Raw genomic sequence first — 24,092 nt, 5'->3', positions numbered from 1 at the left:
AATTAATTATAGTCTGCCATTTACATATTCTTTAAGAATTCCTTTTACATCATATAAAATCCCATTTGGTTGTAGTAGGGATTTAAAGTTTTCTGTTAAAAATTCTTTATGAGCAACGGTTAGCACAATAGCATCAAATTTTTCTTTTGGTAATAGTTTTATGGTGTGTAAATTATATTCATGCTTAACTTCTTCAGGATTAGCCCAAGGGTCATAAATAGTAACATTAGTACCATAACTTTTTAGCTGATTAATAACATCTACAGCTTTAGTATTTCTTACATCTGGACAGTTTTCTTTAAATGTGACACCAAGAGCTAAAACCTTAGCACCTTTTATTTTGATATCATTTTGTACCATCAACTTAATAACCTCTGATGCTACGTATTGCCCCATACTATCATTAACGCGTCGTCCTGCTAATATAATTTCTGGATGGTAACCAACTTCTTGGGCTTTTTGCGCTAAATAGTATGGATCTACACCTATACAATGCCCGCCTACAAGACCTGGTTTAAATGGTAGGAAATTCCATTTAGTACCTGCAGCTTCTAATACGCTGTGCGTATCAATATCCATTAAGTTAAAAATTTTAGCTAATTCATTAACAAACGCGATATTAATATCGCGTTGCGAGTTTTCTATAACTTTTGCTGCTTCTGCAACCTTAATAGTAGGAGCAAGGTGGGTGCCTGCTGTTATTACACTTGCATATAATGCGTCAACTTTTTTACCAATTTCTGGAGTTGAACCTGCAGTAACTTTTAAAATTTTATCTACAGTATGTAGTTTGTCTCCAGGGTTTATTCGTTCTGGAGAATACCCAGCATAGAAATCTTTATTAAACACAAGACCACTTATTTTTTCTAGAACAGGTACGCATTCATCTTCTGTAACACCAGGATATACTGTAGATTCGTAAATAACAATATCTCCTTTTTTTAAAACCTTAGCAACGGTTTCACTAGATTTATAAAGCGGAGTTAAATTGGGCCTGTTATTTTTATCGATGGGCGTAGGAACAGTAACCACATAATAATTACAGTCTTTAATAGCTTCTAAAGAAGAGGAACAAAATAATCCTATTTCGTTATTCAAGTTGTGTTTTAAAACGGATTGTAATACATCAGAATCAACTTCAAGAGTAGAATCATTACCTTGTAATAATTCATCAATTCTATTTTGGTTGATGTCAAAACCTACAACATTGTATTTAGTTGCAAAAAGTCTTGCTAATGGTAAACCAACATATCCTAAACCAATTACAGCAATTTTAATATCCTTCATTATTATTTTGATAATTTATTTTAAATTTTTCCAATACCAATTAACGGCTTCTTTTAAACCAGAACTAATATCATGTTTTGGGTTGTAATTTAACAGACGTTTTGCTTTATCAATTGAAGCTAAAGAGTGAGGTATATCTCCAATTCTATTATCTCTATGTTTAATTTCTATATCTCCTATTGAACTATCGAACTCTGATAAATATTTTTTTAATAAAGAAGTAAGTTCTAACAAAGTAGTTCTTTCTCCATAAGCTACATTATATACTGTATTTAAAGCGTTTTTGTTCGTTGTTGTTATTGCATTGATATTCATTTGCACAACATTATCAATATAAGTAAAGTCTCGAGAATAGCTACCATCCCCATTAATAACTGGAGATTCATGACTTATAAATTTTTGAACGAATTTAGGTATGACTGCTGCATAAGCACCATTTGGGTCTTGTCTTTTTCCAAACACATTAAAATATCTTAAACCAATAGTGTCTAATCCATATGTAGAATGGAATATATCTGCATACAATTCATTAACATATTTTGTAATAGCATATGGAGATAATGGTTTACCAATAACTTCTTCTACTTTAGGTAAGGCTTCATGGTCTCCATATGTTGAAGAACTGGCTGCATATACAAAACGTTTAACGCCTGCATCTCTTGCGGCTACTAGCATATTTAAAAATCCTGAGACATTTACATCATTAGTAGTAATAGGATCGTTTATAGACCTTGGTACAGAACCTAAAGCTGCTTGATGTAGTACATAATCTACATTTAAACAAGCTTTTTTGCAGTCTTCTAGGTTTCTAATATCCCCTTCAATTAATTTAAAATTTGAATCTTTTAGAAAAGGTTCAATGTTAATTCGTTTTCCTGTAGAAAAATTATCTAAACAATTAACCGATATATTATGGTTTAATAAAACTTCACATAAATTAGAACCTATAAATCCAGCGCCACCTGTTATTAAAACTTTTTTTCCCTTTAATATTTGTAATTGTTGTTGGGTCATTTAATCTGGGGTTTATATCCAAACAAATATTAGAAAAATATATTTAAAAGATTAACTAATTATATCAAGGTTTCATTTTTACCGATGAAATTCAAATAGTTGTCAAAATAATCGATTAAATAAGGTTTTTAAATGGTATTAACCTTATGAATGGATTTAATATTTTTAATCAAAATATTTTTTAAATTTAGTATATAAGAGTCGATAACATGCATACTTTGGCTTTTATTTAAAAATGTTAATGTAGTTAACCGATTTAAATTTATCTTTTAGCGAATTAAGTATGTTCTTGCCTTGTTAGTATAAAACAATTATTAAATTTACATCGAAAACAAAATTGAATTGATTAATAGCACATTGATTTAATTGTATTAAAATAAAGATGTTTAAGAACTCTCAATTACAATTTATCTATAAATAATATAGAGAATTATAAATATTAAATAATCAACTTAATACTAATTAAATACCGCTAATAATTTTAAAAAATAATTTTGTTTTATATGCAAAGGGATTATTCAAAAGTTTTTTTCATTACTAACTGCCATAGTTATAGAGATATTATGGTCATAAACTCTTGCGCTAAAATTGAATTTAAAATAAATGTTGACAAAAACTAAAATATATTTATCATCACCGCACATGGGTGGATCAGAACAAAAATTTGTTGCTGATGCATTTGATACTAATTGGATAGCTCCATTAGGACCAAATGTTAATGGTTTTGAGGAAGATTTAAAAGATTATCTTGGTGGTAAAAATTATGTTGCTGCATTAAGTTCTGGAACAGCTGCCATTCATTTAGCATTACAATTATTAAATGTTACTAAAGGTGATGAAGTTTTATGTCAGAGTTTTACGTTTTCAGCCTCAGCAAATCCTATTATATATCAAGGAGCCACTCCTGTATTTGTTGATAGTGAGCATGATACTTGGAATATGTCTCCTGAATTGTTAGAAATCGCAATTAAAGATAGAATAGAAAAGTATAAAAAACCAAAGGCAATAATTGCAGTTCACTTATATGGAATGCCATATAAAGTTGATGAAATAAATGCTGTTGCAAAGAAATTTGAAATTCCAGTAATTGAAGATAGTGCCGAAGCAATAGGAAGTACTTATTTTAAACATGCATGTGGAACTCTTTCTGATGTTGGAATTCTATCCTTTAATGGAAATAAAATAATCACAACTTCTGGTGGTGGTGCCTTAATCGTTAAAAATAAAGAACTAAAAGATAAAGCTGTTTTTTTATCTACTCAAGCTAGAGACAATGCACCTCATTATGAGCATTCTTCTATAGGTTTTAATTACAGAATGAGTAATGTTCTAGCTGGTATAGGAAGAGGTCAGATGGAGGTTTTAGATAAAAGAGTGGAAGCAAGAAGACAAAATTTCAATTTTTATAAAACAAACTTATCTCAATATAGTTCTATTGAATTTTTAGAAGAACCTAATGGTTTTTATTCAAATAGATGGATTACTTGTATTAAAACAGATTCTTATGAAACAAGAGAAAAAATAAGACTTGCTTTACAAGAAGATGATATAGAGTCAAGACCCTTATGGAAACCAATGCATATGCAACCTGTTTTTAAAGATTGTTTGCATTTTACAAATGGTATTTCAGAAGAGCTTTTCAATAAAGGTTTATGCTTACCTAGTGGTTCAAATTTAAGTCAAAACGATTTAGATAGGATATTAAATATAATTCTAAAATCCCTCTCTCATGATAAATAATTACTTTACCTATCTTTCTCAAAAGTACGCATCAAAGTGGTTAGTTTTTGCTATTGATATTGCAATAGTATTGTCAACATTCTTTATAGCATATTTTATAAGGTTTAATTTTACTTTGGGTTTTGATATTAATCAATTCTTCACCCAAATCCCTATAGTGTTTGTTCTTAGTGCATTAAGTTTTTTAATAATTGGCTCATTTAAAAGTGTTATAAGACACACAGGATTTACAGATGTTGTTAATTTATTCAAGGCAATATCTTTAATGACTTTAATGACTATTGTTTTTGTGTTGTTAAACAAGGAGATAGGTTTAATAAGTGAATTTACAATACCAAGGTCTATAATAGTAATGCATGCTTTGTTGAGTTTTGTTACGCTTAGTGCTAGTAGATTAGTATTCAAGATGCTCTATAATCATCTTAAGTGCAAACTATTGACTACAAAAAGAATTTTAATTTATGGAGCTGGAGATTCAGGTATTGCTACATATAATGCTTTAACCAGTAATATGAAATTAAGGTTTCAAGTTGTAGGTTTTATAGATAACAACTTTAAGAAAAAAGGAAAGTCTATTAATGGAATACCTGTATTCCCTAAAACGAAATTAACTAATGCTTATATAAATTTTGAAAATATAGATGAAATTATTGTTGCTTCAGAAAATATCAACAATGACAACCTAATTAGTCTAGTTGACCTTAATGTTAAGGTAACTAAAGTTCCACCAATTGAACAATGGATGAATGGTGAGCTTAATATACAGCAAATAAAGCAAGTTCAAATTGAAGATTTATTAGGACGTCCGCCAATTAAAATAGATAACCCTAATTTACAAAATGAATTTAGTGGTGAGACTATTTTAGTTACTGGTGCTGCTGGCTCTATTGGTAGTGAATTGGTAAATCAACTTTCTAATTTTGATGTTAAAAAATTAATTCTTGTTGATCAAGCAGAATCTGCTTTATATGATGTTCAACAAGATTTAAAAAGAGCTGGGAAACATAATTTTACAGCGATTGTAGCAGATATAAGAGATGGGTTAAGAATAGATACTATTTTTCAAAATAATAAGCCGACAATGGTTTTTCATGCTGCTGCATATAAGCATGTGCCTTTAATGGAACAATCGCCTTATGAAGCCATTAAAATTAATGTAAATGGCACAAAACTTCTAGCCGATACAGCTTCACGATACAATGTGAAGAAATTTGTATTCGTATCTACTGATAAAGCTGTTAATCCTACTAGTGTAATGGGAGCTACTAAAAGAATGGCTGAGATGTATATTACTTGTCTTCAAAAAGAAAGTAAAACCAAATTTATAACAACTCGTTTTGGTAATGTGCTAGGTTCAAACGGTTCTGTAATCCCATTATTTAAAAAGCAAATTGAAAATAATGTACCATTAACGCTTACTCACAAAGATATTACTCGTTATTTTATGACTATACCGGAAGCATCACAATTAGTTTTAGAAGCTGGTACCATGGGTAAAGGAGGAGAAATATTTATATTTGATATGGGTGAATCAGTCAAGATATTCGATCTTGCTAAAAACATGATTAAATTATCTGGTTTACGTTACCCAGAGGATATTGATATTAAAATTACAGGATTACGGCCTGGTGAGAAACTATATGAAGAACTTTTAGCAAATGGAGAAAATACACTATCTACATATCATAAAAAAATATTAATTAGTAAAACAAGAGAATTAGACTACGAAAAAGTTAAATCCCAAATAGAAGAATTATGTATAACTAATCGTTTTCAAAATAATAATATTGTGATGAAAATGAAACGATTAATTCCTGAATATAAATCTAATAATTCAGACTATGAGCGATTTGATAAACGTGTTCAAATCTACAAAAAGGTTAAAGGGTTTTCTGAAAACAGAACGGATAAAACTTATACTAATCTTTAATAAATTAGTTTAATTTTATTATTTTCCCCAAATATCATTAAAATGAATGATGCACTTATAAGGAGAAGCTTATTAATTACAACAGTTATTATTAGCTTATTAATTACTTCTTGTTCTTCAAAAAAAGATATAGTTTATTTTCAAAATGCAAAAAGTTTTGAGACTATAGTAGATACTGATACTTTTACTGCTAAACTTAAAATTGGTGATATTGTTAGTATTTATGTTTCAACACTAGACCAAACTGTAACACAGCCTTATAATTTAATAAGGTCTACTGGTGCATCACAAGGTGAATTAATCGATTATTTAATTGATATTGATGGAAACATCGATTACCCCGTTTTAGGTAAGGTTAAATTATTAGGTTTAACGGTTCAAGAAGCTAAACAACTATTTAAACAAAAATTTGAGGAAGGTCAATTATTAAAAGATCCTGTAATTTTAATTAGGGTTTTAAATTTTAGAATTACTGTTGCAGGCGAAGTTAATAACCCTGGAGTTTATCAGGTTTCAGGAGAAAGAATCTCAATATTAGAAGCATTAGGTATGGCAGGAGACTTAACAATAAAAGGAAGAAGGGATAATGTTATGATAATTAGAGACTTTAATGGTACTAAAACAATTTCACGTATTGATTTAACCACAAAAGAAGTTTTTAATTCACCTGTTTTTTATTTAACTCAAAATGATTATGTTTATGTGGAACCAAACAATTCTGCAATCAGTAATGCATCTGGTGATTCGAGAATAGGTACTATAATAAGTATTACATCTTTTATTCTAACAACTGCACTTATATTCGTGACAAGAAATTAGAAATTATATGGCATTAATAGAGAATAAAAATATAGCTAATAATTCAGATAATAATTTTAATCTAAAGAAATCAATCTCAATTTATTTAAAACAATGGAAGTGGTTTCTTTTAAGTTGTATAATTTTTATTGGTCTTACATATATTAATTTAAGATATACGACTCCTCAATATCTTGCTGTAGCAAAAATAATGCTTTTAGATGATAAGGATAATTCATCTATGGGGGCTTTAAGGGATTTGTCTCTTTTTTCGGAGAAAGAAGATGCGATGGTAGATGATGAAATACAAGTGATTAAATCTAGAAGTTTTTTACGAAATATTGTAAAAAGACTAGATTTAAATGTTGAATATTATAGCAAAGGTAGATTTGGTAAATCTGAATTGTATAAAAGCTCTCCAATTGTTGTTAATTTTATAGAACCAGATTCAATTATACATAGAACCAGTTTTAATTTTTATACTGAAATATTATCTGCAACAGACTTCAATTATAGAATGGGTGAGGAGGATGCACCAAAGAAATATACTTTTGGCGAAACAATACCTACTTTTTTTGGAGGAATAATAATAACTCCAAAAAACAATACTATACAAAATTATATTGGAAATGATATTCGTGTTTCAATTACTCCATTAGAATATTTAGCAGAATCTCTAAAAAACAGAATAAGTATATATCCAACTGGGAAATCTTCAAAAGTTGTTGAAGTTAGTCTAACAGATCCTGTTATAGAAAAAGCTAAGGATATTGTAAATACTTTAATTGATGAGTATAATATAGCCACCATTCAAAAGAAAAATGAGATATCTAAGAATACTGCAGATTTTATTGATAAACGTGTTGAATTAATAGCTTCAGATTTAGTTAATGTTGATGATAGTATAGTTAAATTTAAAACGGGTAACAAAATAACTGATGTTACTTCAGAAGCAGGACAATTCTTAAGTTCAAGTGTGCTTAATGAGCAACAGCTTGATGAAACTAAAACTCAATTAAGTCTTTTGAACTCTATGAGAGAATCATTAGGAGATGAATCAACTAAATACCAGCCAATTCCTTCAAATTTAGGTATGGGAGACCCTTCAATTAGTGCGCTTTCGTCAAGATATAATGAATTATTAGAAAGAAGACGAACTTTATTAAAAAGTGCTGGGGCACAAAACCCTATTGTTATTGAATTGGATCAAACATTGTCTGGAATTAGACAAAACCTAGAGCAAAGTATTAATAATTCAAGTAAATCTCTTAGAATTCAAATGGGAAGTTTACAAAGTCAATCCCAAAGAATTAACTCTAAAATATTTTCTGTTCCTGGGCAAGAGCGTAGATTACGATCTATTGAAAGAAAACAAGGTATTAAGGAGTCTTTATATTTATATTTATTAGAAAAAAGGGAGGAGGCTACAATCTCATTAACAGCAACTTCACCAAGTGCAAAAGTAATTGATCACGCATATAATAGTGCAGGTGGTCCAGTTTCTCCTAATAAGAAAATGGCATATATATCTGCTTTGTTTTTAGGATTATTAATTCCTTTTGGTACGATATATGTCAAAAATTTGCTTGATACCAAAATTCATAATAAAGAAGATTTAGAAAAGGAGATAAAGAATATTACTGTTCTTGGTGAAATACCAAGACTAAGAAGTAGCGACAAAACGTTGGTAGAACGTAATGATAGATCTATTTTATCAGAATCCTTTAGAATGATTAGAACAAATTTTGAGTTTGTTAAAAGAGGTAGAGATACCAAGCAATATGGAAATGTTGTTTTTGTAACATCCACAATAAATGGAGAAGGCAAGTCTTTTTTCAGTTTGAACATGGCACTAACAATAGCAAATACAAACAAAAGGGTTTTGTTAATAGGAGCGGACGTTAGGAATCCACAAATTTATTCAGCTATCAAAAATGAAAAAAATAAAATGAGCTCAAAAACTGGTTTAACAGAGTATTTAGCTGATAAATCAGTAATAGTTGGTGAAACTATTAATACTTATTCTATAAATGATATTAGCATTGATATTTTATTATCAGGAAAAGTACCACCTAATCCTGCTGAATTATTAATGAATAATAGAGTAAAAGAATTATTTGACACTGTATCTGAGCAATATGATTATGTTATAGTTGATACAGCACCTTCTATGCTTGTTACAGATACACTTTTAATTAGTGAATATGCAGGTCATACCATATACTTAACTAGAGCAGAGTACACCGAGAAGCAAATATTAAATTTTGCTAAAGAATTACATTCAGACAAAAAGCTAAATGGTATGATGCTCGTTGTTAACGATGTTAAGCAATCTAACTTTGGTTACGGTGCTAAATATGGATATTATGGAGCGCCACAAAAGAAAGGACTTTTTGGTAGAAAAAGAGTCTAAATGAAATAGTTAATATTTTTATTTATTCTTTCTATTGAATCTTTTTTAACTAGCATAAAACTCAAAGGCTTCTATTATAATATCATTTTCCACTAAACAATCTATTTTAGGTTTACCTATCGATTCTAAAAGGACAAAGTTGATATTGCCATGATTGTTCTTCTTATCGTATTTAAGTAAATCTATTATTGGTTGCAAGTCATTTTCTTCAATTTTTACTTTTCCGTAGTATCCAATCAGTAAGTCTTTAATTTCATCTCTTTTGGATTTAGGAAATCCAGTTAATTCTGTTGAAATGTAACTCGCTAAAATCATTCCTATAACAATAGCTTCACCATGTAGCAAAGTTGTTTTGTTATCATTACTTAAAAAATAAGATTCTATAGCGTGCCCAAGCGTATGACCAAAATTTAAAGTTTTTCTTAATCCATTTTCATAAGGATCCTCTTCTACAACATGTTTCTTAATAAGTACGGATTCATGTATTAACGTGTCTAAATCATCTAATGATAGTTTAGATAAATCTTGAAACTTGTTCCAATAATTTTCTCCAGTAATTAAACCATGTTTAAGCATTTCTGCTAAACCAGAACGCATTTGATTTTGCGGTAGTGTATCTAAATATTTAGTATCAATTAAAACAAGATTAGGATTACTTATTACCCCAATTTGATTTTTTAAATGTCCTAAATCTACACCGGTTTTTCCTCCCACAGAAGCATCTACCATAGAAAGTAGAGAAGTAGGAACATTAATATATGCAATACCTCGTTTAAAAGTACAAGCAACAAAACCACCCAAATCTGTTATTACACCACCACCAATATTAATCATTAAACTTTTTCTATCTGCATCAAGTTCAGAAAGTGTATTCCAAACTCCTACACAAGTATCAATGGTTTTATTTATCTCACCAGATTCAATTTCAATAATTTCAATAATTAAATTAGTTTCTAATCTATCTAAAAAATGAGGTAAACAATATTGATGTGTGTTTTCGTCAACTAGAATAAAAATTTTTGAAAAATTACTTTCTTCAATATGCTTATTTAAAGCAGTATAGCATTTGTTGTTAAAATGAATTACACTATCATTGGCTGTAATAGAATCCATGAAAATTATTATTTTTTTAAGGTTGTGAAATTAAGGAGATTTTATATAAAATGATAACATAGCTATAATTATCTTTGTATAAATTTTTTTAATGAACACAGATTTAATTTTTGACAACACAGAGATAGCCTTCTCTTTGAAAAGTGATTCTGAATTAGAACGCGCTTATTTTTTGTTTAAAATGATTTCCATAGAACCTTTGGTTAGAATTGGAACTGCAGCTACAAATTTTGCAATAAAAGCTAATTTACCCATTGAAGGACTTATACGATCTACAGTTTTTGATCATTTTTGTGGTGGAGTAAATGAAGAAGATTGCTTACCGGTTATTGAAAAAATGTATACTAAAGGCGTAAGTTCTGTTTTAGATTATTCGGTAGAAGGTAAGGCAAATGAAAAAGATTTTGATGCTGCCAGAGATATGATAATTAAAATAATAGAATTTGCTAAAGATAATGATGCAATGCCTATTGCTGTTTTTAAACCAACAGGATTTGGTCGTTTAGGTTTATATGAAAAAATAGGTAAAGGTGAAACCCTTTCTGAAAATGAAAAAGAAGAATGGAATAATGTGTTTAATCGATTTGATGCTGTTTGTAGAAAAGCTAAAGAACACGATGTGGCTGTATTAATTGATGCTGAAGAAAGTTGGATGCAAGATGCCTGTGACAATCTTGTTACAGATATGATGCAAAAATACAATACCGAAAAAGCTATTGTTTTTAATACTTTACAGATGTATAGACATGATAGAATAGCTTTTTTAGAAGAAGAACATAAAAAAGCAAAAGCTCAAAATTATTTTCTTGGTTATAAATTAGTTCGTGGTGCATATATGGAGAAAGAAAATGAGAGAGCAGAAGAAAAAGGATACCCTACACCTATTTGTGAGAGTAAATTTGCAACAGACCAGAACTTCAATAACGCAGTAAAATATATGATGAATAATTTAGATTGTATGTCATTATTTGCAGGAACGCATAATGAAGATAGTTCTTATCTGCTAATGCGTTTAATGGAGGAATTAGGACTTGAAAACAATGATTCGAGAATATGGTCTGGACAGTTGTATGGAATGAGTGATCACATTAGTTTTAATTTAGCTAATAAAGGTTATAATGTAGCAAAATACATTCCTTTTGGTCCGGTAAAAGATGTTATGCCATATTTAATTAGAAGGGCAGAGGAGAACACATCTGTAGCAGGACAAACAGGACGTGAATTAGCGCTGTTAACAAGAGAAAAGAAAAGAAGAAAGAGTTTATAAATAGCTCTTCAAAATAGACTTAATTTCAGAATTAGCCATGTAAGGTGAAATATTTAATAATTGGGTAAAATCAATAATTTTATTTTTTGATTTATTATTTTTCTTAACAATTAAAATATCTTCATAACTTGTATTAACTAGCTCTTCATCATTTGAAATTATGTCTTCATGAAGTTTTTCACCAGGACGTAAACCTGTTGTTTTAATTTCAATGTTGTCTTTTGGTATTTTGTAAAGTGCTAGTAGTCTTTCAACCAAATGCATAATTCTTATTGGTTCTCCCATATTAAAAGTAAAAACTTGGCTTTCCAGATTATCTGAATTTGCAATTTTTAATATGAGTGAACAAGCTTTTTGTTCATTAATAAAATATCTAGATACGGTTTTGTTTGTTATAGTAATTGGGCAATTGGTTTCTATTTGTTTTTTTAATAATTGAAGTACAGAACCGTTGGAACCTAATATGTTTCCGAATCTTGTTGTAATGAATAAAGTATTATTATTAGGTAAAGAATTCAAATAGCTTTCAGCAATAAATTTTGATATTCCCATAACATTTATTGGGTTTACTGCTTTATCTGTAGAAATAAATATAAATTTTTTAACACCATATTCAACTGATAAGTCTGCTAAAAATTTAGTAGCCAAAATATTAGTTTTTACAGCTTCATAAGGGTTCGATTCCATTAAAGGAACATGTTTATAAGCAGCAGCGTGAAAAATAATTGTAGGTTTATAAACTTCAAAAAGTCTAGTAAGAGATTCTTTTTCGCATATGTTAAGAATCTTAAACTCTGCATCATTAATATTTTTAAATTCTAAATCTTTTATAAGATGATAGAGAGGAGACTCTGCAATATCAATAAGAATGAGTTTTTTATAGTTGTTTTTTACCAGTTGTTTAGTTAGCTCACTACCTATAGAACCAGCTGCACCAGTTACTAAAATGGTTTCATTTGAAAAATCGAACTTATTACTTAATTTTTTTACTTTTTTATTAGAATGAAACAAACCAGAATCAATCAATAACTGGTCTATTTGCTTGGAGGTTGATTTTTCCATTAAGGCTTAACTTCGGTAAAATGTAAATTAATAGGACGAATTACATTTGCAAAGTAATGATAATTATGTTCTGCACCAAATGGTTATTTATTTAGAAATAACCTTGATGATGGTGATTAGTATAAGTTTTAAGTCGAAAAAGAAGTTTTGCTTTTTTATATACTCTTTGTTAAACTTTAATTTATCAGGAATAATTGTATTTATAAAAAAATCTTCAGGATCTTTAGCGGCTTTTAAAAGCTCTACTTCATTTCTATATTTTAATGAAGCAAGCCCAGTTATACCTGGTCTTACTTTAAATATAGTCATATCATCTTCATTGTAAAAGTTAACATAATAGCGTAATTCTGGTCTAGGACCAACAAAACTCATATCACCTTTTAGAATGTTTATAAGCTGTGGAAATTCGTCAATTTTATATCGTCTTAAAAAGTAGCCTATTTTTGTAATTCGTGAATCATTATTTCCAAGTGTAAGCAATCCTTTATTTTCAGAAGCAATACGCATGGTTCTGAATTTATAAATATTGAAATCTTTATTGTTTTTACCAACTCTTCCTTGTATAAATAAAACAGGACCTTTCGAGTCTAATTTAATTAGAATCGCAATAATAAGTAGAATAGGAGATAAGACAATAAGCCCGATTAATGAAAAAACAACATCGAAACTGCGTTTAATCATTGTTATTCTCAATTTTCAAATTCATAACTGTAGCAATACTATCGCAATTTTCAACCGTCAGTATAATTTCTTTGTCATTATAATCACCTTCAATATTATAAATACCACAAGGTTTTTGTCTGGTTTTGCTGTCTGAAAAATTAATTTTCCCTTTTTTTAAAACGGCTAATATTTCTGTAGAATCAACAGTGTTGTTGTCTAAATATGAAGAAACTGTATTACTGTAAACAACTTTTTTAGAATTTATATTTTTTAAGACTCTAGCTTGTGGTCCGTAACTACAGGATACTTTTTTACCGTTTAAGAAGAAAGCTAATATTATTAATCCTATAGCAAAACCACCAAGATAATAGCCAATACGCTGAATAAGTTTCATTTAAAATATTTTGGATGTGTTTTTAGAAGTGATTTATTAAAATATAAGCAAATTTGCATCGCTATAATCTAAATCAAACCATTCACCAACAGATTTACTTGTTAAAATTCCGTGGTAAAAATACAACCCATTTTTTAAACCTCTGTCAAATCTTAAAGAATTTTCTATGCCGCCATCTTCAGCAATTTTTAATAAATAAGGCGTAAAAATATTACTTATCGAAACAGATGATGTTCGAGGATATCTGGCTAAAATATTTGGCACACAATAATGTACTACATTATGCTTAATAAATGTAGGTTTCTTATGCGTAGTAACTTCGCTAGTTTCAAAACAACCACCCATATCAATACTTACATCAATAATAATAGCACCTTTTTTCATAGACTCTACCATGGTTTCAGAAACGACAATAGGCGATCTATTTACGCCTCGTACAGCACCAATTACCACATCACATCGCTTAAGAGCTTTGTTTAAGTTTTTGGGTTGAATTGTAGAAGTGAAAATTGGTCGACCTAAATGCGTTTGTATGCGTCTTAATTTTGTGATAGAATTATCAAATACTTTTACATTGGCACCTAAACCAATTGAGCTTCTTGCTGCAAACTCACCAACGGTACCCGCTCCTAAAATAACAACTTCTAATGGAGGCACACCACTAATATTTCCAAACATTAATCCGTTTCCATCTTTAGTATCGGACAACAATTCTGAGGCGATTAAAACAGATGCAGTACCAGCAATTTCACTTAACGATTTCACTGCTGGATAACTACCATCAGAGTCTCTAATAAATTCAAAAGCTAAAGCTGTAATGCGTTTAGACGCAAGGGCTTCAAAATATTTTTTTGTTTGTGTTTTTATTTGTAGTGCCGAAATTAAAATGGTTTGCGGATTTAAAAGCTTTATTTGTTCTAAAGTAGGTGGCTCAACTTTTAAAATCATCGGGCAAGAAAATACTTTAGCAGTATCTTTTGATATTTCTGCACCCGCTTCACTATAATCTTTATCACTAAAATTTGCACCTTCGCCAGCGCCAGACTCCAACAATACTCTATGACCATTACTTACCAAAGCATATACAGCATCTGGTGTTAAACAAACACGTTTTTCCTGAAAAGCAGTTTCTTTAGGAATTCCTATAAATAATTCTCCTTTTCCTTTAAAAATTTCTAAAGTTTCTTCTTGTGGTAAAAGTTGTTGCTTGGTAAAAGGTGAAAGCGATTTAGACATGAATAGTTTAATTTATAAAAATCAAATTACAATAAATTTTTTAATCAGAATGCAAACTAAAAAAAATAATTATTTTAGTTTTTTATTAAACCCCAAATTAATTATTTTAAATTCGTATTATAAATTAATTTATGATTAAAAAATCTATTACCTACTTTTTATTTTTATTTTCATCGTTTTGTATTTCACAAGAATATAGTATTACTGGAAACTTAGAAGACATTAACAATAATCCTATAGCATATGCTAATGTTGTGTTGTTAGAATTAGAAGATTCTATTCCTGTTGAAGGTACAACTAGTGATGATTCTGGTAATTTTACGTTTAATCATATAAACAAAGGTGTTTACCTATTAAAAATCAGTTTTTTAGGTTTTGAAGAATATAATTCTCAAATTAATCTGGATAAAAATATAGTTTTAGAAACTATTATCCTTAAAGAAAATTTACAAGAACTTGAAGATGTAACTGTTGTAGCAAAACGCCCAACTATAAAACGAATGGTGGATAGGTTGGTTTTTAATGTAGAAAATTCAACGCTGTCTAATAATAATGTTTTAGATGTACTTAAACAAACTCCAGGGGTTTTAGTTTATGATGGTAAAATAACCGTTAAGCAATCAACACCAGTAGTTTATATAAACGATAGAAGAGTTCATTTGTCATCAAGTGAAGTACAACAACTTCTTGAAGGTACTTCTGCAGGTAATGCAAAATCTATTGAAGTTATTACAAACCCTCCTGCTAAATATGAGGCTGAGGGTGGCGCAGTTTTAAATATAGTAACCAGTAAAAACATTGTCGCGGGTTATAACGGTAGTGTTTTTGGTAATTATAAACAAGGTTCAGAATTTCCTAAATACACTTTTGGAACCAGTCATTTTTTTAAAGCGAAAAAATTAAATACTTACCTTAATTATAGTGTAAGCCCAAGAAAAGACTATCGAAACAATACTGAATATGTAAATTTTATAGAGAATGATGAATTTACAACGAGTTGGGAAACCGATTATAAACGCGTAAGAAGATCTGAAAACCATAATATTAACGCGAATATTGATTATGATATTGATGATAATAATCAAATAGGTTTTTCAACCAATATGTTAGTTGTTCCAAGAGAAGGAACAAAAACTAATATTAATTCACTAACAGAGGTTTTTGATGCTAACAAAAATTTAGATTCCACATTTTTTACTAACAACAGGGCAGTAGACGAAACGTTTAATTTTGCTTTTACATTAGATTATACGCATAGATTTAAAAAAGAAGGTGAGAAGTTGTCCGTTAGTTTGCACAATACCTACTATGATTCTTCAAATTTTCAAGATGTAAATACAGATTACAATTTACCAGACCAAACCTTACTGAGAACTAATAAATTTCAAACATTTACTAGTCAGGAAATTAAATTATATACCGGACAGGTAGATTATGAATTACCTATAAATGATTCGTCTCAGTTTGAAGCTGGATTAAAAGTGTCTAATATAAACTCTACAAGTATTTTAGATCAGTTTATATTTAAAAATGATGTTAAAGAAGAAGACTTAGATAATTCTGATACGTTTCTTTATGATGAACTTAATTATGCGGCTTATACAAGTTATTCCAAAGATTGGGACAAATGGAGTTTAAAGTTGGGTTTAAGAACTGAATTAACGGATATAAAAGGGAATTCAATATCTACTAACTTAGTAAATAGCAACAATTATATAAAGTTTTTCCCGTCGTTACATGTATTAAATAGAATAAATGATAAAAACGAAATTTACTTTAATTATAAAAAACGCATCTATCGCCCAAGATATAGTCAGTTAAACCCATTTAAGTTTTTTCTAAATGATAATACTTATGTAACCGGCGACCCTAATTTGAAGCCGCAAATTGATGATGTTTTTACTTTAGGTTATACATTTAATCAGAAATTCACTTTTGAGGCTTATTATAGATATGAGGATGATCCTGCTATTGAAATTATGTTCCAAGATAATGAGAATAAAACGCTTAAAAATATAAACACAAATATTGATAATAGTGTTTCCTATGGTCTAGACTTTATGACTTTTACAGGTATTGTAAACAATTGGGATTTATATGTTTTATCATCTGTTTTTTATTATGATAATAAATTCTTTGCGATTGAAAGCAATAATCAATTATACAACACAGAGAAATGGAGTGTATATGCACAAATAATTAATTATATATCTTTATTAAAGGATAAAAGTTTAAACGCTGAAATATCATATTTATATATTTCCCCTTTTATTGAAGGCGCTTCAGAAGTTGGTGTACGATCTAGCCTAGATATAAACTTTAGAAAAATATTATGGAATAACAGAGCTTCAATAAGTTTAGGAATTGTTGATGTTTTTAACAAGCAAAACTTTACTGAAACTACAAAGTATTTAAACCAAGATGCATTACTTAAATCTAGAATGGAAAATAGGTTATTTACGTTCGGTTTTAATTATAAATTTGGGAACTTTAGATTAAATATCAACAAAAAAGAAATTGAATTAAATGAACGAGATAGATTAGATAATAATTAAAAATATTCTTTAACCTTTCCCCAAAAGTTTTTTGGTGATATTTTGAATTCTTCTTCTAATTCTTCAAGAGATTTATTTGCTTCATTAATTCTATTAAAAATCCTTGCTCTAATTAAATATATAGAAGGAACAACGATAGCCATCACAGGTAGTAAATATAATATTTGGTTTGTTTCAGTAAAGAGGATTTCATCATTAAGAATTTCAATAATTTGATATATGTACATTGAAATTGGTATTAAAATTACATGATACCACCAATGACGATTTGTAAAAATCCAAATAAACATTAAAAATAAAGGAATTATTCGCCCAATTAAAGTCCAAGCTAAAACCTGAACATCTTCATAATAATTACTTGTAATTGAACCAAAAAAAGTGTTCCAAGTCTTTTGACTTGGAACACTTTGCCATAAAGTAACTAAAAAAGGTGTTATAGCTATAAATGTAGCAATAATACTACCAACTAGAAGCTCTTTTTTATTACCATAATTTTTACTGGTTTCTTTGTCCAGATATCTTGACTTTTCTTTTGTCAATTTTTGCTGTTTGTTCTGCATCTAGGTTATATTGATTAGCTGCTTGAGCTAAAAACAACACACCTCCAAAGATCGCGATTGCGAGGATGTACTTTTTAGTTTTCATTTTATAAGGGATTTAATTAATTAATTAATCCAATTTAAATAAAGTACATTTTGAAGTAGTTGCTTAAATGTTAAAATTATGTTAAAAAACAATATTTTTGATTTTTAAGCTGTGGGTTTCCCGTAAAACTTCAAATTTCGGAGTTTCTTGTATTATTTTTAGTTCATGTTTTTTGTTAGGGTTATTAACTTAGTTTCAAAACTCTTTTATTGTTTATTAAATCTAATTCAAGATTTATGGTATCAAAATCATCAAATAAAATAGGCTTCACTTTTTCTGGCCATTCAATTAATTTCCAATTTTCAGAATCTAAATAATCTTCAATCCCAAAATTATAAGCTTCCTCTAAATCTTTTATTCTATATAAATCAAAATGATAAATTTTGCCATCATCTAATTTATATTCATTAACAATTGAAAATGTTGGACTACTAACTTCATCTTCACTTCCAAGTTGCTTTACAATGGTTTTAATAAGTGTAGTTTTACCAACTCCCATTTCACCATAGAACAAAAGCGTTTTTGTTTTTACATTACCAATGAGTTGATTTACAACTTTATCAATCTCATTTAGTTCGTATGAAATTTTCAATACCTATTAATTTAGTAGCAATTATAATAAAAAAAAATTGAAAAACCTAGAAAAAAATGCATTTCATCGATGTTTTTTGCCTTTAATAGATTTATTTAGGATTGAATACCACAAAAGGAATAATCATTTCTTCTAACGAAACACCTCCATGTTGATAAGTATTTCTGTAATAACTTACATAATGATTGTAATTATTTGGGTAAGCAAAAAACAAATCATTTTTAGCAAATATGAATGAACTACTCATGGTAATAGAAGGTAAGTGTAGTTCTTTTGGGTTTTTAGCTTCTAAAACATCTTTACTATCAAAAGTTAAACTTCTACCTGTTTTATAGCGTAAGTTTAAACTGGTGTCTCTATCTCCAATTACTTTTGATGGATTTTTAACGTTAATAGTACCATGATCTGTAGTTAAGATAAGTTTAAAACCCATTTGTTGTGCTTGTTGAATCATTTCTAAAAGCGGCGAATTTTTAAACCAACTTAAAGTTAACGATCTGTAGGCTTTATCGTTTGACGCTAATTCTTTAACTACTTCCATTTCTGTTTTAGAATGGGAAAGCATATCAACAAAATTGTAAACAATAACAGTTAAATCATTGTTTTTTAGTGATTTGAAATTGTCGGCTAATTTTTTGCCGTTTTTTAAATTCGTGATTTTATGATACTCGTAATTTAAATGTGTTAAGCCTAATCGTTTCATTTGAGTGTCTAAAAAATCGGCTTCATGTAAATTTTTTCCACCCTCATCTGTATCATTTTTCCAGTATTGCGGAAATAGCTTTTCCATATCACTAGGCATTAAACCAGAAAAAATAGCATTACGTGCATATTGTGTAGCAGTAGGCAAGATGCTAAAAAAAGCTTCTTCCTTATCTTTTTTATAATAGTTGTTAATTATAGGTTCAAAAACTTTCCATTGGTCATAACGTAAATTATCAATAACAATAAGTACCGTAGGTTGTTCTTTATTTATTTCCGGAACTATTTTTTCTTTAAAAAGCGTATGCGACATAACTGGCGCATCTGTATTAGGTTTAAACCAGTCGGCGTAATTTTTCTCTATAAATTTTCCAAATTGCGTATTGGCTTCGTTTTTTTGTGACTCTAAAATTTCGAACATACCTGCATCTTCAATATCTTCTAATTGAATTTCCCAATAAATCAATTTTTGATATAAATTCACCCATTCTTCATAGCTATTTACCATAGATAAATCCATAGCAATTTTTCTAAATTCCTGCTGATAATTTGAGGTAGTTTTCTCTGAAACTAATCTGGAATGATCTAAGTTCTTTTTTAAACTTAAAAGTATTTGGTTTGGGTTTACAGGCTTAATCAAATAGTCTGCAATTTTATTACCAATAGCTTCTTCCATAATATATTCTTCTTCGCTTTTGGTAATCATGACAACGGGAAGATTATCTTTTTTCTCCTTTATTCCATTTAAGGTTTCAAGACCGGTTAGTCCTGGCATGTTTTCATCTAAAAATACAATATCAAAATTTTCATCATCTAAAACATCTATTGCTTCAGTGCCACTTTTGCAGGTTGTAACCTTATAATTTTTCTTTTCAAGAAATAAAATATGAGGTTTTAATAAATCAATTTCATCATCAACCCAAAGTATTTTTATTGTAGACATATAACTATATTTGTAAATATTAAATGTAAAAAATTAAAGTTTGAACAAACTTAAAATATTAAACGACCCAATTTACGGATTTATTACTATTCCTAATTCGTTAATTTTCGATTTAATACAGCATAAATACTTTCAGCGCTTACGCAGAATTACCCAAATGGGTTTGTCTTATTTAGTATATCCGGGAGCACATCATACAAGGTTTCATCACGCTATTGGTTGTGTGCATTTAATGCAGAAAGCAGTGAATATACTTCGTTTTAAAGGAGTTACAATTTCTGAAGAAGAAGAAACAGGTTTGTATGTTGCTATTTTATTGCATGATATTGGTCATGGTCCGTTCTCACATGCTATGGAAAATAGTATAGCAAATAATGTCTCTCATGAAGAAATTTCGTTGCTTTTTATGGAGCGTTTAAATGAAGAATTTAACGGAAGTTTAACGCTTGCCATTAAAATATTTAAAGGAGAATATCCAAGAAAATTTATGTATCAGCTTATTTCTGGACAATTAGATATGGATAGAGCCGATTATTTAAAACGAGATAGTTTTTACACCGGTGTTGCAGAAGGAAATATTAATAGTGAACGTTTAATAACCATGTTAAATGTTGTTGACGATAATTTAGTGGTTGAAGAAAAAGGTATTTATAGTGTTGAAAAATTTATTGTGGCTAGACGCCTTATGTACTGGCAAGTATATTTACATAAAACGAGTTTGGTTGCAGAGCAATTGTTAATTAGAGTTTTAAAACGAGCAAAAGAGCTTTTTGATGACGGTAACAATTTAAAGGCTAGTGAACCTTTATTATATTTTTTAAAGAATAAAATAACTATTGATGATTTTGATGAAAAGACGTTAGAAATTTTTTCGCAACTAGATGACTACGATATTATTTCTGCCATGAAGCATTGGCAATATCATAACGATTTTGTGTTAAGTAATTTATGCGAAATGATTATTAATAGAAACCTGCTTAAAATTAAAATTAAAAACAAAACAATTAAAGTGAGTAGCCTAAAAAAACATCAAGTAGCTTTAATGGAAGAATATAAAATATCTGAAGAAGAGGCTAAATATTTTGTGTTTACAGGTAATATCTCAAACCAAGCATATCAGTTGCAAACAGAGGGAATTAACATATTACATAAATCAGGAAAAATTGAAGATATTGTAAAAGCATCCGACCAGTTAAATCTTAAAGCACTATCAAAACCGGTCACTAAATTTTATATATGTTATCCTAAAGACAAACTTTAGCACATTTTTCCTATTTTTGCTCCATCAAACAAAAAACACGAAACTTTTAAAGTGTGAAATTTACAGCGCAACAAATAGCAGGAATTTTAGAAGGCGATGTCGTTGGAAACCCTGATGTAGAAGTATCAAAACTTTCTAAAATTGAAGAAGGTTTCGAGGGCTCATTAACATTTTTGGCAAATCCTAAATATACACCTCATATATATTCAACAAAGGCTTCAGTTACCATTGTTAACAAAACATTCGAGCCTGAAAATCATTTAGAAACCACCTTAATTAAAGTTGAAGATGCTTATTCGGCATTCTCAAAATTATTAGAGTATTATAATTTAGTTAAGCTTAATAAAAGTGGGATTGAACAACCATCATTCATATCAGAATCATCAAAATATGGAGAGAATGTTTATATAGGCGCTTTTTCATATATAGGTGATAATGTAACGATTGGAGAAAATGTAAAGATTTTTCCAAATGTATATATTGGTGATAATGTTACCATTGGTGACAATACAATTATATTCGCTGGGTCTAAAATTTATTCAGAATGCGTTATAGGAAATTATTGTGTGATTAATTCTGGAGCAATAATTGGTGCCGATGGATTTGGTTTTACACCTAACGAAAAAGGCGAGTATATTAAAGTTCCTCAAACAGGTAATGTAATTTTAGAAGAATTTGTTGACGTAGGAGCTGGAACAACAATAGATAGAGCCACTTTAGGTTCAACACTAATAAGACGAGGCGTGAAGTTAGATAACCAAATACAAATTGCTCACAATGTTGAAATTGGTAAAAACACTGTGATTGCTGCACAAACTGGAATTGCGGGATCTACTAAAATTGGCGAAAATTGTCAAATAGGAGGTCAGGTAGGTATTGTTGGACACATTGTAATTGGTAATAATGTTAAAATACAAGCACAGTCTGGAATTGGTAGAAATGTAAAAGATAACGAAGTACTTCAAGGTTCTCCTGCTTTAACATATGGAGATTACAACAAGTCTTATGTGCATTTTAAAAATTTACCAAAAATTGTAAAAGATATAAATGACTTAGAAAAAAAATTGAATGGGAATAGTTAATACCGAAACAAAACAAAAAACCATTAAAGCAGAAGTCTCTTTAAATGGTGTTGGGTTACATACTGGTAAAGATGTCACATTAACATTCAAACCAGCGCCTGCAAATTCAGGTTTATCTTTTAAACGCGTTGATTTAGAAGGAGCTCCAGTTATTGAAGCAGATGCTAACTATGTTACAAATACTCAACGTGGTACATGCTTAGAAAAAAATGGAGTTACTATACAAACTTCAGAACACGTTCTTGCTGCGTTAGTAGGTTTAGATATTGATAATGTTATAATAGAGTTGGATGAATCTGAACCACCAATAATGGATGGATCTTCGAAATTTTTTGTTGAAGCTCTAGAAAAAGCTGGTGTTACAGAACTTGATGCGTTTAGGGAAGAATTTGTAATTACAGATATTGTTTCTTACACCGATGAAGAATCTGGTAGTGAAATACTAGTAATGCCTGCTAAAGAATACCAAATTACAACCATGGTTGATTTTGGTACTAAAGTTTTAGGCACTCAAAATGCTACATTAAATCAAATTTCCGATTTTAAAAAGGATATTGCAAACTCTCGAACATTTAGTTTTTTACATGAAATTGAAATGCTTCTTGAGCATGGTTTAATAAAAGGAGGTGATTTAAATAATGCTATTGTTTATGTAGATAAAGCATTATCTCCAGAAACTATGGATAAATTAAGAGTTGCCTTTAAAAAAGATAACATTGCAGTAAAACCTAATGGAATTTTAGATAACCTAACTTTACATTATCCTAATGAAGCGGCAAGACATAAGTTATTAGATGTTTTAGGAGATTTAGCATTAATTGGTACAAGAATTCGAGGGAAAGTTATTGCTAACAAACCGGGACACTTTGTAAACACACAATTTGCTAAGAAGTTATCTAAGCTTATAAAGAATGAAAGACGAAATAATGTTCCTAGTATAGATTTGAATCAACCGCCTTTAATGGATATCACTCAAATCATGGCTATGCTTCCACACAGGCAGCCATTTTTATTGATTGACAAGGTGTTTGAGCTTACTGAAAATCATGTAATAGCTACTAAAAATGTGACCATGAACGAAGAGTTTTTCAAAGGTCATTTTCCAGGTGCTCCAGTAATGCCAGGTGTTTTAATTGTAGAAGCAATGGCACAAACAGGAGGTATTTTGGTTCTAAATACAGTTCCAGATCCTGAAAACTACCTTACTTTTTTTATGAAAATGGACAATGTTAAATTCAAACAAAAAGTGGTACCTGGTGATACGTTAATATTCAAATGCTCGTTAATTACTCCAATACGTCGTGGAATATGCCATATGCAAGGATATGCCTATGCTAATGGAAAGCTTTGTGCCGAAGCAGAACTAATGGCTCAAATTTCAAAAGTAAAATAAAC

General features: G+C 29.3%; 19 protein-coding genes. 9 read left to right on the top strand and 10 right to left on the bottom strand.

Annotated elements, in window-relative coordinates:
- Positions 1–6 precede the first annotated feature (6 nt).
- Both MBM09_RS10080 and MBM09_RS10075 read right to left on the bottom strand, forming a co-directional pair.
- Entirely contained in the window at positions 7–1,287 is a 1,281-nt protein-coding gene (locus tag MBM09_RS10080; protein WP_238673596.1) for a nucleotide sugar dehydrogenase, read from the bottom strand.
- Between the two features lie 15 nt (positions 1,288–1,302).
- Positions 1,303–2,301, bottom strand: coding sequence for an SDR family oxidoreductase (locus tag MBM09_RS10075; protein WP_238673595.1), 999 nt, complete (start codon positions 2,299–2,301; stop codon positions 1,303–1,305).
- 603 nt (positions 2,302–2,904) lie between these two features.
- Here MBM09_RS10075 and MBM09_RS10070 point away from each other — a divergent pair.
- The 4 genes from MBM09_RS10070 to MBM09_RS10055 are packed head-to-tail and all read left to right on the top strand — an operon-like array spanning position 2,905 to position 9,182.
- The gene (locus MBM09_RS10070; RefSeq protein ID WP_238673594.1) at positions 2,905–4,041 is read left to right on the top strand and encodes a DegT/DnrJ/EryC1/StrS aminotransferase family protein; all 1,137 of its coding nucleotides are present in this window, start codon (positions 2,905–2,907) and stop codon (positions 4,039–4,041) included.
- Positions 4,031–5,971, top strand: a complete 1,941-nt coding sequence (locus MBM09_RS10065) for a nucleoside-diphosphate sugar epimerase/dehydratase (protein ID WP_238673593.1) — start codon at positions 4,031–4,033, stop codon at positions 5,969–5,971. Before MBM09_RS10070 ends, MBM09_RS10065 begins: the two co-directional genes overlap by 11 nt.
- A gap of 42 nt (positions 5,972–6,013) precedes the next feature.
- Positions 6,014–6,790: a polysaccharide biosynthesis/export family protein gene (locus MBM09_RS10060; protein WP_238673592.1), complete on the top strand. Its 777-nt coding sequence runs from the start codon at positions 6,014–6,016 to the stop codon at positions 6,788–6,790.
- 7 nt (positions 6,791–6,797) lie between these two features.
- A complete protein-coding gene (locus MBM09_RS10055; protein WP_238673591.1) occupies positions 6,798–9,182 on the top strand; it encodes a tyrosine-protein kinase family protein in 2,385 nt (794 codons plus the stop codon).
- Positions 9,183–9,227: 45 nt separating this feature from the next.
- Here the strand turns inward: MBM09_RS10055 and aroB are convergent, their stop codons facing one another.
- Positions 9,228–10,295, bottom strand: a complete 1,068-nt coding sequence (gene aroB, locus MBM09_RS10050) for a 3-dehydroquinate synthase (protein WP_238673590.1) — start codon at positions 10,293–10,295, stop codon at positions 9,228–9,230.
- 91 nt (positions 10,296–10,386) lie between these two features.
- Between aroB and MBM09_RS10045 the strand changes: the two genes are divergently transcribed.
- Positions 10,387–11,562, top strand: coding sequence for a proline dehydrogenase family protein (locus MBM09_RS10045; protein WP_238673589.1), 1,176 nt, complete (start codon positions 10,387–10,389; stop codon positions 11,560–11,562).
- On the opposite strand, the gene MBM09_RS10040 is transcribed toward MBM09_RS10045, so the two are convergent.
- From MBM09_RS10040 to MBM09_RS10025, 4 genes are all read right to left on the bottom strand, one after another.
- The gene (locus MBM09_RS10040; protein ID WP_238673588.1) at positions 11,557–12,624 is read right to left on the bottom strand and encodes a polysaccharide biosynthesis protein; all 1,068 of its coding nucleotides are present in this window, start codon (positions 12,622–12,624) and stop codon (positions 11,557–11,559) included. The genes MBM09_RS10045 and MBM09_RS10040 overlap by 6 nt on opposite strands.
- Before the next feature lie 87 nt (positions 12,625–12,711).
- Positions 12,712–13,305 carry a sugar transferase gene (locus tag MBM09_RS10035; RefSeq protein WP_238673587.1) on the bottom strand — a complete coding sequence of 198 codons (594 nt, stop codon included), beginning with the start codon at positions 13,303–13,305 and terminating at the stop codon, positions 12,712–12,714.
- Complete coding sequence (locus MBM09_RS10030) at positions 13,298–13,681, bottom strand: hypothetical protein (RefSeq protein ID WP_238673586.1); 384 nt, start codon at positions 13,679–13,681, stop codon at positions 13,298–13,300. Before MBM09_RS10030 ends, MBM09_RS10035 begins: the two co-directional genes overlap by 8 nt.
- 36 nt (positions 13,682–13,717) lie before the next feature.
- The gene (locus MBM09_RS10025; protein ID WP_238673585.1) at positions 13,718–14,917 is read right to left on the bottom strand and encodes an alanine dehydrogenase; all 1,200 of its coding nucleotides are present in this window, start codon (positions 14,915–14,917) and stop codon (positions 13,718–13,720) included.
- A gap of 131 nt (positions 14,918–15,048) precedes the next feature.
- On the opposite strand from MBM09_RS10025, the gene MBM09_RS10020 reads away from it, so the two are divergent.
- Positions 15,049–17,472, top strand: a complete 2,424-nt coding sequence (locus tag MBM09_RS10020) for an outer membrane beta-barrel protein (protein ID WP_238673584.1) — start codon at positions 15,049–15,051, stop codon at positions 17,470–17,472.
- On the opposite strand, the gene MBM09_RS10015 is transcribed toward MBM09_RS10020, so the two are convergent.
- The 3 genes from MBM09_RS10015 to MBM09_RS10005 all read right to left on the bottom strand — a co-directional run bounded on the left by MBM09_RS10015 (position 17,469) and on the right by MBM09_RS10005 (position 20,354).
- On the bottom strand, positions 17,469–18,011 hold the full coding sequence (locus MBM09_RS10015) for a hypothetical protein (RefSeq protein ID WP_238673583.1): 543 nt from the start codon (positions 18,009–18,011) through the stop codon (positions 17,469–17,471). The genes MBM09_RS10020 and MBM09_RS10015 overlap by 4 nt on opposite strands.
- 290 nt (positions 18,012–18,301) lie before the next feature.
- Complete coding sequence (gene tsaE / locus MBM09_RS10010) at positions 18,302–18,709, bottom strand: tRNA (adenosine(37)-N6)-threonylcarbamoyltransferase complex ATPase subunit type 1 TsaE (RefSeq protein WP_238673582.1); 408 nt, start codon at positions 18,707–18,709, stop codon at positions 18,302–18,304.
- 91 nt (positions 18,710–18,800) lie between these two features.
- Complete coding sequence (locus MBM09_RS10005) at positions 18,801–20,354, bottom strand: bifunctional response regulator/alkaline phosphatase family protein (RefSeq protein WP_238673581.1); 1,554 nt, start codon at positions 20,352–20,354, stop codon at positions 18,801–18,803.
- A gap of 40 nt (positions 20,355–20,394) precedes the next feature.
- Between MBM09_RS10005 and MBM09_RS10000 the strand changes: the two genes are divergently transcribed.
- Genes MBM09_RS10000 through MBM09_RS09990 form a run of 3 tightly spaced genes read left to right on the top strand, consistent with a single transcriptional unit; the run spans position 20,395 to position 24,090 of the window.
- Positions 20,395–21,615 carry an HD domain-containing protein gene (locus tag MBM09_RS10000; RefSeq protein ID WP_238673580.1) on the top strand — a complete coding sequence of 407 codons (1,221 nt, stop codon included), beginning with the start codon at positions 20,395–20,397 and terminating at the stop codon, positions 21,613–21,615.
- Positions 21,616–21,668: 53 nt separating this feature from the next.
- Complete coding sequence (gene lpxD, locus MBM09_RS09995; RefSeq protein ID WP_238673579.1) at positions 21,669–22,697, top strand: UDP-3-O-(3-hydroxymyristoyl)glucosamine N-acyltransferase; 1,029 nt, start codon at positions 21,669–21,671, stop codon at positions 22,695–22,697.
- Positions 22,684–24,090, top strand: coding sequence for a bifunctional UDP-3-O-[3-hydroxymyristoyl] N-acetylglucosamine deacetylase/3-hydroxyacyl-ACP dehydratase (locus MBM09_RS09990; protein WP_238673578.1), 1,407 nt, complete (start codon positions 22,684–22,686; stop codon positions 24,088–24,090). Before lpxD ends, MBM09_RS09990 begins: the two co-directional genes overlap by 14 nt.
- Positions 24,091–24,092 lie beyond the last annotated feature (2 nt).

It is taken from the genome of Flaviramulus sp. BrNp1-15, from assembly GCF_022259695.1.
GTDB lineage: Bacteria > Bacteroidota > Bacteroidia > Flavobacteriales > Flavobacteriaceae > BrNp1-15.
This window is presented reverse-complemented; position numbering and strand designations above follow the sequence as displayed.